Source organism: Pseudomonas sp. F220 (assembly GCF_057813935.1).
The window spans coordinates 25235-38771 of the sequence record NZ_JBVASJ010000047.1 but is presented as its reverse complement, the minus strand read 5'-3'; the positions used below and the strand labels follow the sequence as shown (position 1 = coordinate 38771).

Sequence of the window (13537 nt, the reverse complement as noted above, 5' to 3'; positions counted from 1 at the left end):
ATGCTCAGCCAAGCCTATACGTCTGGAATGCAAAAGGTGAAGACATCTTGCGCAAGATCCAGCGTGCGCGAGAGGCGATGGCATCACAGTCCAAAGAGAACGTTTTTTCTGAGACAGCACACTAGCTGATATTTTCCTTCCCATGAATGGCGACCCTATTCAGACCGCTCGCGTGGCCTGCTTCGCCATTGCGCTTAACTAATCGCTCTCAAATTCGATACTTTTCATTTTGCAAACTACAGCCCTAGTCCCCTAGAGCCTGTTAGATATCGTCAACCTCAAACGTAATTTCCTCAGCAAAATGAAATAGCGTGGATGCGACATCAAGCCAGGTTTCGGTCCTGCCTGAATAAACGTTTTCTGACCACAAGAAAAGCCTGAATACTCCTCCAAATTTTTCACATTCCTTTCACCAATCCCCCACCTGGGCTGCTCTAGATTTGCTTTCACGTCACTGTTCAAGATCTTCGTGCGCGTTGGAAGTTTTCGTTCAAAAATCACACAAAGGTGAAAATGTGGCTAATGCTGTCCCGACCGGATCGCCAGCAAAAAGAATCATGACAACCAGACTCAAGAAGGTGCTACTTGGGGCGGGTGCCGCCATGGTCAGCATCATTCTGGTCACCGGATTCGCGCTATGGCCCAAAACGCCGCTGAATCTGGGAGAGGGCGACCACATGAGCACCGCTGGTGTTTATGAGCACTGGCAGTCCGGCGACGTTATCGTGCTGGTTCGGCATGCTGAACGCTGCGACCGCTCCAGTAATCCCTGCTTCGGCCCGGCAGACGGTATCACCCGTGTCGGCAGCATCGCCGCAGCAGAGGTGGGCAAGGCCTTCCAAACCATCGGGATGGTAAACGCTGATGTACTGAGCAGCCCAGCGACCCGCACGCTGCAGACATCACAGTCCATGTTCGGACAGCCTGCCTCCGCTCAAGACTGGCTGGCCAGCTGCGGCAAAACCCTGGGAGATGATGCACTCGCCCACAAAGCCGCCCACCGCAATCTTGTGTTGGTTACCCACAGTGGATGCATCAGCGACCTCGAACGTCAGCTGGGTTTTAAACATGCACCGACAAGCGAATACACCAGCTCTCTGTTCGTTTCCGTCGCAGCTGACGGCCAGCTAAACGTACTGGGTGTCATGAATGAGCAAGATTGGGCGTCTACACTAAAAAAGATCATTAAATAATTTGTTACTATTTTTAACCGCCGCACAATCAAGCCCATCAGCAAAGTGACCGCCCGGGTGTGCCACACTTTATTTGTTCTCTCAGGAATACCAACTAACACCCACTTTACGACAACAACTTAGAGGGTCGCTTATTCGTACACATATCCCCCCGCGACGACACTCGAGGGTTGCGAATACACACTCTAAAAATGTAATTATTTGCGGTGAGCCGCGGACTTTTTTTGTTTACAATCCTGAGTTGTCTTGATTAAGTCGAACCTTTCATCTATGGCAGTACTTAGGCTTCAGGCACGCGTTTTAAGGTCTGAGCAGCAGAAAACCCAAATCCTAAAACAACACATACAGAGGTAGAACGGATTCTGATGGCTAACGATTTGCATCCACTGGTGACCCAAACCAGTCAGCGTGACACTCATCTTCATTTCTGCGGCAACCTGCTGTCGGTGCACATCGACAGCTTGCCCCAGGGTCCACTGCCATGCAGTGCCCTGAACACTCACAAAAGCTGGCTGGGAGCACAAAGCGCATGATCAGACGCTGGGCGTTGCCACTACTGCTATTAGCCTTTGGCTTGTTCTATCTACTGCCACTGGCCTCTCACGGACTGTGGATTCCAGACGAACCCCGTTATGCCCAAATCAGCCAGGAAATGCTGCTGAGCGGCGACTGGGTTTCCCCGCACTTCATGGGTATTCGTTATTTCGAGAAGCCTATCGCCGGCTATTGGATGATTGCCATAGGTCAGGCGATATTCGGCGATAACCTGTTCGGAGTTCGCATCGCTTCTGCTGTAAGTACAGGGCTGAGCGTGCTGTTGACGTACCTGATCGCCCGACGCCTCTGGAACGATCCGCGCAAGAGCTTTGCTTCGGCCTTGCTTTACATGAGCTTCGGTCTCATCGCCGGACAAGCCGGGTATGCCAATCTCGATCCGCAATTCACTTTGTGGGTCAACTTGAGCCTGGTTGCTTTGTGGTTTGCTATCGACAGCACCACACAGCGGGCCCGATTGACATCGTGGGCGGTGCTCGGCCTCGCCTGCGGCATGGGTTTCATGACCAAGGGGTTTCTCGCCTGGCTGCTGCCAGCGATGATCGCCCTGCCCTATATGCTCTGGCAACGGCGCCTGGGGGAACTGCTGCGCTACGGTCCGTTGGCTGTCATCGTTGCCGTCATCGTCAGCTTGCCTTGGGCGCTGACCATACATGCTCACGAACCTGACTTCTGGAAGTTTTTCTTCTGGAATGAACACATTCGTCGCTTCGCCGCAGAGGATGCTCAGCACACTCGCCCATGGTGGTTCTATCTGCCGATGCTAGTGGTCTCCAGCCTGCCTTGGGCTGCATTGCTACCCTCTACGTTTATCCAGGCGTGGAAGAGCAAGCTACAACCAGGCACCGGCTTCCTACTGCTTTGGCTAGTGCTGCCGCTGGTATTCTTCAGCCTTAGCCGGGGCAAACTGCCGACTTACATCATGCCTTGCCTGCTGCCGCTGGCGGTGCTGACGGGCAACACGTTGATAGACCGGATAACACAAGCGCAAGGCCGCGCTATCCGTATCAATGGGGTACTCAATCTTGTCATCGGTAGTGTTTCGCTGATCGCGCTGATCTATCTGCAATTGACGAAACCGGTTTACGGGCAGCAAGAGATGCTGAGCCTGTCGCTGACATTCATCGTCCTGATGGGCTGGATCATAGCCAACGCGCTGCAGGCCGTCAGACCATTGACGTTGTGGGCCGCCCCTGCCTTGGGCATCTGGCTGCTGATCGCGTTGTTACCTGCTGGCATGCCCAACAGCATTGTTTTTAACAAGATGCCCGACCAGTTCATCAACGAGCACCTCGACGAACTGAAGCAAACCACAAATGTGTTGAGTAACGATCTGGGGGTCGCTTCTGCTCTTTCCTGGAGCCTGAAGCGTCCTGAAGTCGAGTTGTTCAACACCGCAGGCGAGCTGAAATACGGCCTGACATATCCGGACTCGGCCAACCGTCAGGTCGATTCGAATAACGTCCAGCAATGGATGACCGAAGCCCTGAAACAAGGCTCGGTTGGCGTGGTCATGCGGGTCAAAAGCGTGGTGGAAATGCAGGAAGTCGAACTGCTGCCCTTGGGCGGCAAGCGTTATGAGCAAGGCAATATCGTGATTATGATCTTCCCGAAGAGTCAGCCATGATTTTGCCTGAGTCCTAATGACCCGGACTTTGCAAATCCCTTACGCATACATGACGAAACGCTGATAAATCTTGGCGCACCTATCGTTCACGGGCCCCCACGGGGGGCCTTCACTCTCAACGGGCCCATTTGTCGCCCTGGGAAATATTTGAATGAAAGTCTGGAGCAGTGACAAAAAAGCGCTAGTGATATTGCTCGGCGTATCCGCGCTGATACTGCTACTGGGTTTAGGAACGAGGGAGCTCTGGGGGGCTGAGACCCGATGGGCGAACATCTCACTGCAGATGCTGCAGTCGGGTGACTACTTCGATCCCTACCTCAACGGCATGCCGTATTACGACAAACCGCTCCCCTCCTACTGGTTGATTACCGCCACGGCCTGGCTGATGGGCGGGCTGGGGCATTGGTCGCTACGCCTGTCTTCGGTCATCGCCGCCTGGTTGAGTATCTGGTTGGTCTATTTGATCGGCGAGCAACTGTTTCGCAAAGGCACTGGCCTGATCGCCGGGTGGATGCTGGCGACAACCTTCTATTTCATCTTTTGGGCGCGGGTTGCAACGGCCGATATCCTGACTGTTTTCGGCATACTCGCCGCCGTCTGGTGGTACTGGCGCGGCCCGGATGACACGCGACTGGGCCGCTACACGGTGTTCTTCCTGCTGCTGGCAGCAACCTCGCTGCTCAAGGGGCTGATCGGTTTCATTTTGCCGGGGTTGGTGCTGTTGCCACACGTGCTCAGCGAGAATCGTTGGAAGCGCCACCTCAACCCGCGGCTGTGCCTGGCCCTGCTGATCGCCGGCCTGGTCTACATGGTGCCATTCGTCCTTTCGCACTTCTATGGCGCTCCCACTTACGGCGCAAGCGGCCTAGGCCTGGTGTTCCGGGAAAACGTGGTGCGTTTCTTCCAGCCATTCGACCAATTCGGCCCGATCTACACCTACCTGATCTACCTCCCGGTCTATACCTTGCCTTGGGCGCCGTTCTGGATACTCGGGCTGTGGGTGGCACTACGCAATTGGCGGCAAACCGAACCCAACACGCGCTGGCTGATCTGGAGCCTGGGCCTGTTGTTCCTGTTCTTCACCGCCAGCGGCAGTCGCCGTAGCTACTATGTGTTGCCACTGGTGCCCTTCGCCCAACTGTTAGCCGCCTGGTGGGTCGTCCGCCGTATTGAAGAAAAACGCGCTGCCGGCAAGGTCAGCGGTCCAGGCTGGAAGAAAGGCTTTGGTGCCGCCGCAGCGCTGCTGATCGTGGTGCTGGGCATCATCTATCCCTGGACCAACCTCGGTGGCGGGGTCGTCCGGTTCAGCGAGGACGTACGCGCCGAGGCCAGCAAGAGCGCACCCTGGAATCAGTGGCGCATGGTGATGGTCGAGGTTGATAACAAACTGCCAATGTACATGCAGAATCAGGGGGCACCGTTCTACTACGTTCGCGATACCGAAGACTTCCCGCGTGAAGGCGACAGTGCGACGCTTCTGGCATGGCTGGAAAAAACCAGCGGTCAGCACTGGGACCCGCAGCGCACTATCATCGTCACGCAATACAAGGACGCGGATCAGTTGCCGCTGAACTACCTCGCCGCCGACCATCAGGTGATTCTCACTAAACCTAACAATGGTGAGCGGATGTTCCACTCTCGTGACTACGGCAGCGTTGCGTTTATCCCCAAGGTAACGACACCTTGAATGATAGATCGAGAGGCCTGGCAGGCTTCTCGATCTATCAAAGGTTCAGCACATTGACGAACCGCGAAGCTGCGGTTTCGTCGATCCGCAGATGGGTGAAATCGAACAGGTTGCGGTCCGCCAGTTGCGAGGGGATGACGTTCTGTAAGCTGCGGAAGATGCTTTCCGTCCGGCCCGGGCTCTTGCGGTCCCATTCCTGAAGCATTTCCTTGACCACCTGACGTTGCAGGTTTTCCTGAGAACCACAGAGGTTGCACGGGATGATCGGGAATTGCTTGAAGTCGGAATACGCCTGGATGTCTTTCTCGTTGCAGTACGCCAGCGGCCGGATCACCACATTGCGACCGTCATCGGCGCGCAGTTTGGGCGGCATGGCCTTGAGCGAGCCGTTGTAGAACATATTGAGGAAGAAGGTCTCGACGATGTCATCGCGGTGATGACCGAGGGCCATTTTGGTCGCACCGATTTCGTCGGCGAAGGTATACAGCGTACCGCGACGCAGGCGCGAGCACAGAGAACAGGTGGTCTTGCCTTCGGGAATCAGCTCCTTGACCACCGAATACGTGTCTTTTTCGACGATGTGGTATTCCACTCCCAGCGTTTTCAAATAGGCCGGCAGCACGTGTTCGGGAAAACCCGGCTGCTTCTGGTCCATGTTCACCGCAACGATATCGAACTTGATCGGTGCAACCTTCTGCAGGTGCATCAGCACGTCGAGCATGGTGTAGCTGTCCTTGCCGCCGGACAGGCAGACCATGACCTTGTCGCCCTCTTCGATCATGTTGAAATCGGCGATAGCTTCACCGGCCTGCCGACGAAGGCGTTTCTGCAGCTTGTTCTGGTTGACCGTAAGAGTGCCCATGGCGCTTGAAATCCGCGAAGGTGTGTGACGAAAAGCCGGGTATTTTACGCAAAAATTCTGCGTGGGCGAAGAGCCTGCCCATGGGTAACGCATACCCTGTGGCAAGGGCAAACCCAATGTAGGAGCGAGCTTGCTCGCGATGGATCTGAGGGCCACGCGTTTATCCAGCAAGCACGCATCATCGTTAAACGTCCATCGCGAGCAAGCTCGCTCCTACATCCTCGCCACAGGATTTGCATGTTTCCAGAAGATGCAGCGATTAAGCCTCGCGTTTACAGCGCGATTTGCTCTAAAGGGCCGCACCGTTGCCAGCAACTCCTTTCTATACTGCGACATAAGGTCGCACACATATACAGACCTTTACTTACTCAGGCCGTTTGGCCCGTAGGCGCTCCGCTGGGGGGCGATGGTAATAACAAAAGGAGTGACTGGCATGATCCATCACGTTGTGGGGCTCTTCACCCACCCCGATCAAGAATGGCGAGATATCCGTGGCGACGACGAAGAAAGCATCAGCCACATGTACCTCACCCACACGCTGATTCTCGCGGCGATTCCAGCGATTTCAGCCTTTATCGGTACCACTCAGGTCGGCTGGGTCATCGGTAGCCGCGCCCCGGTCATGCTTACTCAGGAAAGTGCACTGTGGATGACGATCATGTCCTACCTGGCCATGCTCGGCGGTGTAGCAGTGATGGGCGCCTTCGTTCACTGGATGGCCCGTACCTACGACGCCAGCCCAAGTCTGGCCCGTTGTGTCGCGTTTGCCACCTACACCGCTACGCCGCTGTTTGTTGGAGGTCTTGCGGCGCTGTATCCGCACATGTGGCTGGGAATGATCGTCGGTACCGCCGCCATTTGCTACACGGTGTACCTGTTGTATGTGGGCTTGCCGACCTTCATGAACATTCCATCGGATGAGGGTTTTCTGTTCTCAAGCTCGGTGCTGGCCGTAGGGTTGGTCGTGCTAGTCGCGATCATGGCCTTCACCGTCATTGTCTGGGGCCTGGGCGTTGGTCCGGTCTACACTAACTAAAGGGGGCAACTGACGCTGTCTACAAAACAAACAGAAATCTGCCAACACAGGCCACCGCAAGGTGGCCTTTTATTTGCGCGACGACCATTCGGCGCCTGAGCGATTCGGAATGCGCAAGGTTTGCGGCATACTCCGCATCTCTGGAGATCCGTACAGCATGCCCGAGCAACTCAATACCCGCGTCGAAGACTGTTTCCAACAAGCCGAATCCTTTTTCAAACGACCTTTCAAACGCCCGGTGGTCAGTTTCAAGTTGCGCGGCCAGAAAGCTGGCGTCGCCCACTTGCACGAAAACCTGCTGCGCTTCAATCCGCAGCTGTACCGGGAAAACATCGAAGATTTCCTCAAACAGACCGTGCCCCACGAAGTCGCGCACCTGATCGCCCACCAACTGTTCGGTGAGCGTATCCAGCCCCATGGCGAAGAGTGGCAATTGATCATGCGCGGGGTGTACGAGCTGCCGCCCAACCGCTGCCACACCTACGCGATCAAGCGCCGCAACGTGACCCGTTACATCTACCGCTGCCCTTGCGCTGGCAGCGACTTCCCGTTCTCGTCCCAGCGACATGGATTAGTCAATCAAGGGCGACGATATTTGTGTCGTCGGTGTCGGCAGACATTGGTGTTTAGCGGTGAGACCAGGGTGGAGTAACGACCTGCGTGGCGGCCATGCCGCCGCAATCGCGAGCAAGCCCGCTCCCACACTGGATTTGCGTCGTACCGAGGTTTTGATCAAATGTGGGAGCGGGCTTGCTCGCGATTGATCTCACAGGCACTAAACAATTACCTTGGCCCACCTCAACTCTTCTAAGGTGGAGAAATCCAGTACTTTGAGTGATGCCAGAGGACCTTGCATGAGCGCTCCACAATCCAGATCGATTGCCCCCAGAGTCGGCAGCCGGCAATCACCGCAAGCATCAGCCGGACTGACCGTTGCGCTCAAACCCCAGCCATGAAAAAACCCGCCGAAGCGGGTTTTTCATGACAACGCCGTTTTACTTGACAGACGTTGGGGTCGGGGTCGGGCCTTCAGCCACGCCCAGATCGTCTTCTTCACGGGTGTTGGAGATACCGCGACCACCGGAAGTCAGCTCGGATTGCATCTGGTCGACGTCCAGTTCCTTGACCCACTTGGCCACCACCAGGGTGGCGACAGCGTTACCCACCAGATTGGTCAGCGCGCGGGCTTCGGACATGAAGCGGTCGATACCCAGGATCAGCGCCAGACCGGCAACCGGCAGATGGCCGACAGCCGACAGAGTCGCAGCCAACACGATGAAGCCACTGCCCGTCACACCGGCAGCGCCTTTGGAGGACAACAACAGCACCACCAGCAAGGTGATCTGGTGAGTGATGTCCATGTGCGTGTCGGTCGCCTGGGCGATGAACACCGCAGCCATAGTCAGGTAGATCGCAGTACCGTCGAGGTTGAACGAGTAACCGGTCGGGATCACCAGACCCACTACCGATTTCTTCGCACCCAGGCGCTCCATCTTGATCAGCATGCGCGGCAGCACAGATTCCGAAGACGAAGTACCCAGTACGATCAGCAACTCTTCACGGATGTAACGGATCACCTTGAGTACGCTGAAGCCGTGAGCGCGAGCGATACCGCCCAGCACCACCAGCACGAACACCACGCAGGTGATGTAGAAGCAGAGCATCAGCTGGCCCAGTTGCACCAGCGAACCGACGCCATAGGCGCCGATGGTGAAGGCCATGGCGCCCAAGGCACCAATTGGCGCGAGCTTCATGATCATGTTGATGATGTTGAACATCACATGGGCGAAGCGATCGATGAAGTCCAGCAAAGGCTTGCCGTAGGCACCCAGGCGATGCAGGGCGAAACCGAAGATCACCGAGAACATCAGCACCTGCAGGATATCGCCGGTGGCGAATGCGCCGACAATGGTGGCCGGAATGATGTTCAGGATGAAGCCAATGACGCTTTGATCAGCACCGGCAGCCACATAGGCAGCGACCTTGGAGGCGTCCAGGGTAGCCACGTCGATGTGCATGCCGGCACCCGGCTGGACGACGTTGACCACTACCAGACCCACCAGCAGGGCGATGGAGGAAACAATTTCGAAATACAGCAGCGCGTAACCGCCGGTCTTGCCCACCGATTTCATGCTCTGCATGCCAGCGATACCACTGACGACGGTGCAGAAGATGATCGGCGCGATGATCATTTTGATCAGTTTGATGAACCCGTCACCCAGCGGCTTTAGCGCCACGCCGGCCTGAGGATAGAAGTGGCCGATTAAAATACCGATAGCGATGGCTACGATCACCTGCAGATACAGGGATTTGTACAGTGGCTGACGAGTCGTCATTGCAAAGTTCCTCAAGAGTGTTGCCCGGCAATCATCCATCTGACGCCCACAACACCTAAAGTGCGAACCCTCCTGCACTGGAGGGATTTGTTTTGTCGAGCTGCGCGCTGGCAGACCTCTCCCCCTTATCGCAAAGCCCGTGCCACCTTGCCGAAAACCGCTAAAGGCCTTTAGGCATCAGGGGTCAGCAACACCAACCGAAACATTCCACTTCGCCGAAGTGGCGGATATCCGCCCATCAACCGACCATCGCCCTACAATTTGGCGGATATCCGCCTTGTTCGTCACCGGGTGCGTGGCGAACTTCCGTCCCTCAATGGACGGATCTACCCTCATGCGCGAACGTACCATCGCCAGTCATTTTGCCCGTGCGGCCCTCGGCGGAGCGCGCAGGCAGGGCTTCGACTATTCGGGATTGCTGCAACAACCAGGCATCAGCGCAGAGTTGCTGGAGGAACCCAAAGCACGCCTCGCACCCGAGCAATTCACTGGCTTGCTGCAACTGCTCTGGCAGGCGCTGGATGACGAATACCTGGGATTTGGTCATGGCCCCAGCAAACGCGGCACCTTCGCCATGATGTGCCACGCCTTGATTCACTGCCGCAATCTGGAGAAAGCACTCAGTAGCGGCTTATTATTTTATAGCCTATTCCCAGAGGCTCCGCGTTTGAGCCTGGCCCGTGAGGGGGAAATGGTCCGCCTGAGCCTGGACGACTCGCAGCTTTGGGACCCGGAGCACTTTCTAAGCGAATGCTTGCTGGTGATCTGGCATCGACTGGGCAGCTGGGATTTTCCGAGCCCTCGGCCTTTCACCGGGCGTTCAAGAAATGGACCGGATTGACGCCAGAGGCGTATCGCGCGCAGGAGAACTGAGTTTCGACAAAAAGTTCTCGGCGGCTTTCACTGGCCCCTTCGCGAGCAGGCTCGCTCCCACAGTGGATATCCTGTGTACCCATTTTTTGCGAACGCCGCAGATCAAATGTGGGAGCGAGCCTGCTCGCGAAGGGGCCAGCAAAGCCAGCCACTAAACCACCGAAAAATGAATCCGGAACGCCGCCCCGCCGAGCGGCGAATCACCCAGCGTCAGCCGTGCGCCGTAGCTTTCAATGATGTCCTTGACCACCGCCAGGCCAATGCCCTGCCCCGGATGCTGGCGGTCCAGGCGTTCTCCTCGCTGAAGTATCCGTGCGCGCTGATCCGGCGGTACGCCGGGGCCGTCGTCTTCCACGCACAACTCAACGCAGCTCAAGGCTTCTCGCACGCTGATGCGCACCTCGATCAGGCACAGACGGTAGGCGTTCTCCAAAAGGTTACCCATCATCTCGAGCAAGGCACCCTGTTCGATCGGCACATAGCAACGCTCCGGCAGATCAAAGGAAACCTGCACCCGCTTGTCGCGATAGACCTTGTCCAGCGTGTCGCATAGACTTTGCAGCACCGGCCGCAGCAGGACCTGATGACGCACCAGGCCACTTTTACGCAGGCTCGCGCGCTGCAATTGATAACTGATCTGCTGGCTCATGCGTTCGATCTGGGTTTGCAGCACCCTGGCCTGATCCCGACCCTGTGGTCGCTGAGCCATGTCCTCACTCACCCCCTGCAAGACCGCCAATGGGGTTTTCAAGCTGTGGGCCAGGTCGTCCAGAGAATCGCGATAACGACTGCGCTGCTCGCGCTCACTGTGCAACAAGCGGTTCAGCGAGCCGGTCAATCTCAGCAGTTCACGGGGGTGCTCTTCGCTGAGGCTTTCACGGGTCCCGCCCTCGATCTGGTCCAATTCCTGACTCAAGCGCCGCAATGCCTGCAAGCCCCAGGTCAAACCGATCCAGAGCAGCGCCAGCAACACTAATAGCGCAGCGCCGAAACCCAGATAGAGGTTTTCCCGCAGCCCTTCCAGGGTCAGCTGATACTCACGCACTGGTTGCAGGGCGACAATACTGAACGCCGCGCTTTTGCCGCCGAGCAATTTGACCTCGACGTCATAGACGAAGAACTCCTGACCATTGGCCTCGCGAATTTTCGCGAACTGACTGCCGTGACCGTCGTAACGTGGCTTGTAGTTGATGTTTTCCTCTTGGGTCGCCCTCGAACGCCAGACCAATTGGCCAGCGCGGTCATAGATATAACCGAGCAAACGGCTGTCGGTGAGATTGAAACGCTCATCCGGTAACTGCGTCGGCATCAACAAGCGATTGTTTTCGACCCGAGCCGCAGAAATCAGCGTGGTCACATCCGAGGCTAGACGCTGCTCAATGGAATCCTGCAACGCCAGGCTGAACGCACCCTCCATCGCCGGCAACAGCGCCAGCATAAACAGTACGGCCAGGGTCGTCGCCGCCAGCATCAAGCGCAAGCGTAGCGAACGGATCACCGGCAGCGCTCGTTGAACAGGTAGCCCAAGCCGCGCACGGTATCGATCGGTTTGAACCCGGTTGGCCCTTCCAGTTTACGTCGCAAGCGCCCGACCAGGACTTCGATAACGTTCGGATCACGCTCCTCGTCATCCGGGTAGAGCTGCTCCATCAGGCGGTCCTTGGCCACTACCTGCTGATGATGACGCATCAGGTACTCGAGGATCCGGTACTCATAGGCGGTCAAGGCCAGAGGCTGCTCATCGAGGGAGGCTTGTTTACGATTCAGATCAAGCAGCAAGGGCCCGGCAGTGATGGTCGACTGGGTAAATCCGCTGGAGCGGCGCAACAAGGCATTCAACCGTGCATCCAGCTCTTCGAACTGGAACGGCTTGACCACGTAGTCGTCGGCGCCGGCGGCCAGTCCTTCGACTTTGTCCTGCCAGTTACCGCGGGCGGTGAGGATCAAGATCGGAAACGTCTTGCCTTGCAAGCGCAACTGGCGAATCAGATCAAGGCCGCCCATTCCCGGCAGACCGAGATCGATCACTGCCAGGTCATGGTTGAACTGCTCGGTCTGGTACAACGCCTCCTCGGCATTTGCCACGGCCTCGACCACATGACCGCTGTCTGTGAGTCGGGTTTGCAAGTGATGACGCAGCAATGCCTCATCTTCGACGACCAGCAGTTTCATAACGCTCTCCCACCCCTCTCGCTCATCTCAGTGCTGGCATTGCTGTGCTGGTAACGGTAACCCAGTTCAACTGAAGCGGTCTGCGAAACTTGCTGCAGGACGCCAGTCTGCGCGCCCACTGCATAGCCTATGCCGCTATCACGGCCAATGAAGGCCAGAATCAGCTTCTTGAACGTCGTCATCGTTGATTTCCTGATGCACTTTGCACTGTTTAGGTACGGAGCAAGGTTAACCTCCTCCCCCTGAACGCTCTCTGAACCTAAATTGAATCAAATCGACTAGGCTCTTTGGACGTCTTTTAAAGGAGATCTGACCATGCGCGTATTCCTTGCGTTTTTATTACTGGCCTTCAGCGGGCTGAGCCAAGCAGCGATCAAGACCCAGGAAATCCCCTATCAAAGCTCCGATGGCAGCAAGCTGATCGGCTACTACGCCTATGACGACAGCATCCAGGGCGCTCGCCCCGGCGTTGTGGTGGTCCACGAATTCTGGGGGCTTAACGATTACGCCAAGCGCCGCGCCCGCGACCTGGCCGCGCTGGGGTACAGTGCGCTGGCCATCGACATGTATGGCGAAGGTAAAAATACCGAGCACCCGAAAGACGCCATGGCCTTTATGCAGGCGGCGATGAAAGACAGCGCGACAGCCAGCGCCCGCTTCAAGGCCGGGCTTGAACTATTGAAAAAACAGCCTCAGACCAATCCGAACAAACTCGCCGCCATCGGTTACTGCTTCGGCGGCAAAATCGTGTTGGATGCCGCACGCCAAGGCGTGCCGCTGGCCGGCGTGGTGAGTTTCCACGGAGCGCTGGTGACTGACACCCCGGCCACACTGGGCAGTGTCAAAGCCAAGATACTGGTTGAGCACGGCGCCAAGGACAGCATGGTCACGCCAGACAACGTCAGCGCCTTCAAGGCCGAAATGAACGAGGCTGGTGCTGACTATAAATTCGTCAGTCTGAAAGGCGCCAAGCACGGCTTCAGCAACCCGGATGCCGATCGCCTGAGCCACGGCGAGCACGGCGGACCAGACATCGGCTACAACAAGGCGGCCGATGAGCGTTCGTGGGCGGATATGCAGGCGTTCTTCAAGAAGATCTTTGGGTGATCAGCAAGACCGCATAACGGCCTTCGCGGGCAAGCCACGCTCCCACACAGGCGACACAGGGTTCACATCAGGCCACTACCCAGCTTTGC

13 protein-coding genes and 2 pseudogenes are annotated in these 13537 nt (G+C 56.8%); 10 read left to right on the top strand and 5 right to left on the bottom strand.

The window, feature by feature from the left end; translation table 11 throughout:
* The 5 genes and pseudogenes from ACZYSM_RS26360 to ACZYSM_RS26340 form a co-directional block, all read left to right on the top strand.
* Positions 1-125, top strand: a pseudogene (locus tag ACZYSM_RS26360) (IS630 family transposase); the annotation flags it as partial.
* Between the two features lie 390 nt (positions 126-515).
* Positions 516-1193, top strand: a complete 678-nt coding sequence (gene pmrG / locus ACZYSM_RS26355; protein WP_489076149.1) for a lipopolysaccharide core heptose(II)-phosphate phosphatase PmrG — start codon at positions 516-518, stop codon at positions 1191-1193.
* Between the two features lie 365 nt (positions 1194-1558).
* Complete coding sequence (locus ACZYSM_RS26350; RefSeq protein WP_489076141.1) at positions 1559-1726, top strand: hypothetical protein; 168 nt, start codon at positions 1559-1561, stop codon at positions 1724-1726.
* Positions 1723-3375, top strand: a complete 1653-nt coding sequence (gene arnT, locus ACZYSM_RS26345; RefSeq protein WP_489076139.1) for a lipid IV(A) 4-amino-4-deoxy-L-arabinosyltransferase — start codon at positions 1723-1725, stop codon at positions 3373-3375. Before ACZYSM_RS26350 ends, arnT begins: the two co-directional genes overlap by 4 nt.
* A gap of 151 nt (positions 3376-3526) precedes the next feature.
* On the top strand, positions 3527-5062 hold the full coding sequence (locus ACZYSM_RS26340) for an ArnT family glycosyltransferase (protein WP_489076137.1): 1536 nt from the start codon (positions 3527-3529) through the stop codon (positions 5060-5062).
* A gap of 37 nt (positions 5063-5099) precedes the next feature.
* On the opposite strand, the gene ttcA is transcribed toward ACZYSM_RS26340, so the two are convergent.
* Positions 5100-5924: a tRNA 2-thiocytidine(32) synthetase TtcA gene (ttcA, locus tag ACZYSM_RS26335; protein ID WP_489076135.1), complete on the bottom strand. Its 825-nt coding sequence runs from the start codon at positions 5922-5924 to the stop codon at positions 5100-5102.
* Positions 5925-6357: 433 nt separating this feature from the next.
* Here ttcA and ACZYSM_RS26330 point away from each other — a divergent pair, with 433 nt between their 5' ends.
* Together ACZYSM_RS26330 and ACZYSM_RS26325 are read left to right on the top strand one after the other, a co-directional pair.
* A complete protein-coding gene (locus ACZYSM_RS26330; RefSeq protein ID WP_489076133.1) occupies positions 6358-6960 on the top strand; it encodes a Yip1 family protein in 603 nt (200 codons plus the stop codon).
* A 157-nt stretch (positions 6961-7117) separates the two neighbouring features.
* Positions 7118-7612, top strand: coding sequence for a SprT family zinc-dependent metalloprotease (locus tag ACZYSM_RS26325; RefSeq protein ID WP_489076131.1), 495 nt, complete (start codon positions 7118-7120; stop codon positions 7610-7612).
* 343 nt (positions 7613-7955) lie between these two features.
* On the opposite strand, the gene ACZYSM_RS26320 is transcribed toward ACZYSM_RS26325, so the two are convergent.
* A complete protein-coding gene (locus ACZYSM_RS26320; RefSeq protein WP_489076129.1) occupies positions 7956-9296 on the bottom strand; it encodes a dicarboxylate/amino acid:cation symporter in 1341 nt (446 codons plus the stop codon).
* A 334-nt stretch (positions 9297-9630) separates the two neighbouring features.
* Between ACZYSM_RS26320 and ACZYSM_RS26315 the strand changes: the two are divergent.
* Both ACZYSM_RS26315 and ACZYSM_RS26310 read left to right on the top strand, forming a co-directional pair.
* Positions 9631-10083 (top strand): annotated as a pseudogene (locus ACZYSM_RS26315) (AraC family transcriptional regulator ligand-binding domain-containing protein); the annotation flags it as partial.
* Positions 10047-10169, top strand: coding sequence for a helix-turn-helix domain-containing protein (locus ACZYSM_RS26310; protein WP_489076127.1), 123 nt, complete (start codon positions 10047-10049; stop codon positions 10167-10169). The pseudogene ACZYSM_RS26315 and the gene ACZYSM_RS26310, both read left to right, overlap by 37 nt.
* 151 nt (positions 10170-10320) lie before the next feature.
* Here ACZYSM_RS26310 and ACZYSM_RS26305 read toward each other — a convergent pair whose 3' ends face one another.
* From ACZYSM_RS26305 to ACZYSM_RS26295, 3 genes are read right to left on the bottom strand one after another with little or no spacing between them, the layout of a single operon-like run.
* Positions 10321-11667, bottom strand: a complete 1347-nt coding sequence (locus ACZYSM_RS26305; protein ID WP_489076125.1) for an ATP-binding protein — start codon at positions 11665-11667, stop codon at positions 10321-10323.
* Complete coding sequence (locus tag ACZYSM_RS26300) at positions 11664-12341, bottom strand: response regulator (RefSeq protein ID WP_489076123.1); 678 nt, start codon at positions 12339-12341, stop codon at positions 11664-11666. Before ACZYSM_RS26300 ends, ACZYSM_RS26305 begins: the two co-directional genes overlap by 4 nt.
* Positions 12338-12523 (bottom strand): hypothetical protein, encoded by a 186-nt coding sequence (locus ACZYSM_RS26295; RefSeq protein WP_489076151.1) that lies wholly within the window; start codon positions 12521-12523, stop codon positions 12338-12340. Before ACZYSM_RS26295 ends, ACZYSM_RS26300 begins: the two co-directional genes overlap by 4 nt.
* A gap of 133 nt (positions 12524-12656) precedes the next feature.
* Between ACZYSM_RS26295 and ACZYSM_RS26290 the strand changes: the two genes are divergently transcribed.
* Complete coding sequence (locus ACZYSM_RS26290) at positions 12657-13448, top strand: dienelactone hydrolase family protein (RefSeq protein ID WP_489076121.1); 792 nt, start codon at positions 12657-12659, stop codon at positions 13446-13448.
* Positions 13449-13537: the final 89 nt, after the last annotated feature.

Coding starts and splice junctions, on each gene's coding strand:
- ACZYSM_RS26310 (WP_489076127.1), top strand. CDS start 10,047: ATGCTTGCTGGTGATCTGGCATCGACTGGGCAGCTGGGATTTTCCGAG.
- ACZYSM_RS26295 (WP_489076151.1), bottom strand. CDS start 12,523: ATGACGACGTTCAAGAAGCTGATTCTGGCCTTCATTGGCCGTGATAGC.
- ACZYSM_RS26340 (WP_489076137.1), top strand. CDS start 3,527: ATGAAAGTCTGGAGCAGTGACAAAAAAGCGCTAGTGATATTGCTCGGC.
- ACZYSM_RS26300 (WP_489076123.1), bottom strand. CDS start 12,341: ATGAAACTGCTGGTCGTCGAAGATGAGGCATTGCTGCGTCATCACTTG.
- ACZYSM_RS26290 (WP_489076121.1), top strand. CDS start 12,657: ATGCGCGTATTCCTTGCGTTTTTATTACTGGCCTTCAGCGGGCTGAGC.
- ACZYSM_RS26320 (WP_489076129.1), bottom strand. CDS start 9,296: ATGACGACTCGTCAGCCACTGTACAAATCCCTGTATCTGCAGGTGATC.
- ACZYSM_RS26330 (WP_489076133.1), top strand. CDS start 6,358: ATGATCCATCACGTTGTGGGGCTCTTCACCCACCCCGATCAAGAATGG.
- ACZYSM_RS26325 (WP_489076131.1), top strand. CDS start 7,118: ATGCCCGAGCAACTCAATACCCGCGTCGAAGACTGTTTCCAACAAGCC.
- ttcA (WP_489076135.1), bottom strand. CDS start 5,924: ATGGGCACTCTTACGGTCAACCAGAACAAGCTGCAGAAACGCCTTCGT.
- arnT (WP_489076139.1), top strand. CDS start 1,723: ATGATCAGACGCTGGGCGTTGCCACTACTGCTATTAGCCTTTGGCTTG.
- ACZYSM_RS26350 (WP_489076141.1), top strand. CDS start 1,559: ATGGCTAACGATTTGCATCCACTGGTGACCCAAACCAGTCAGCGTGAC.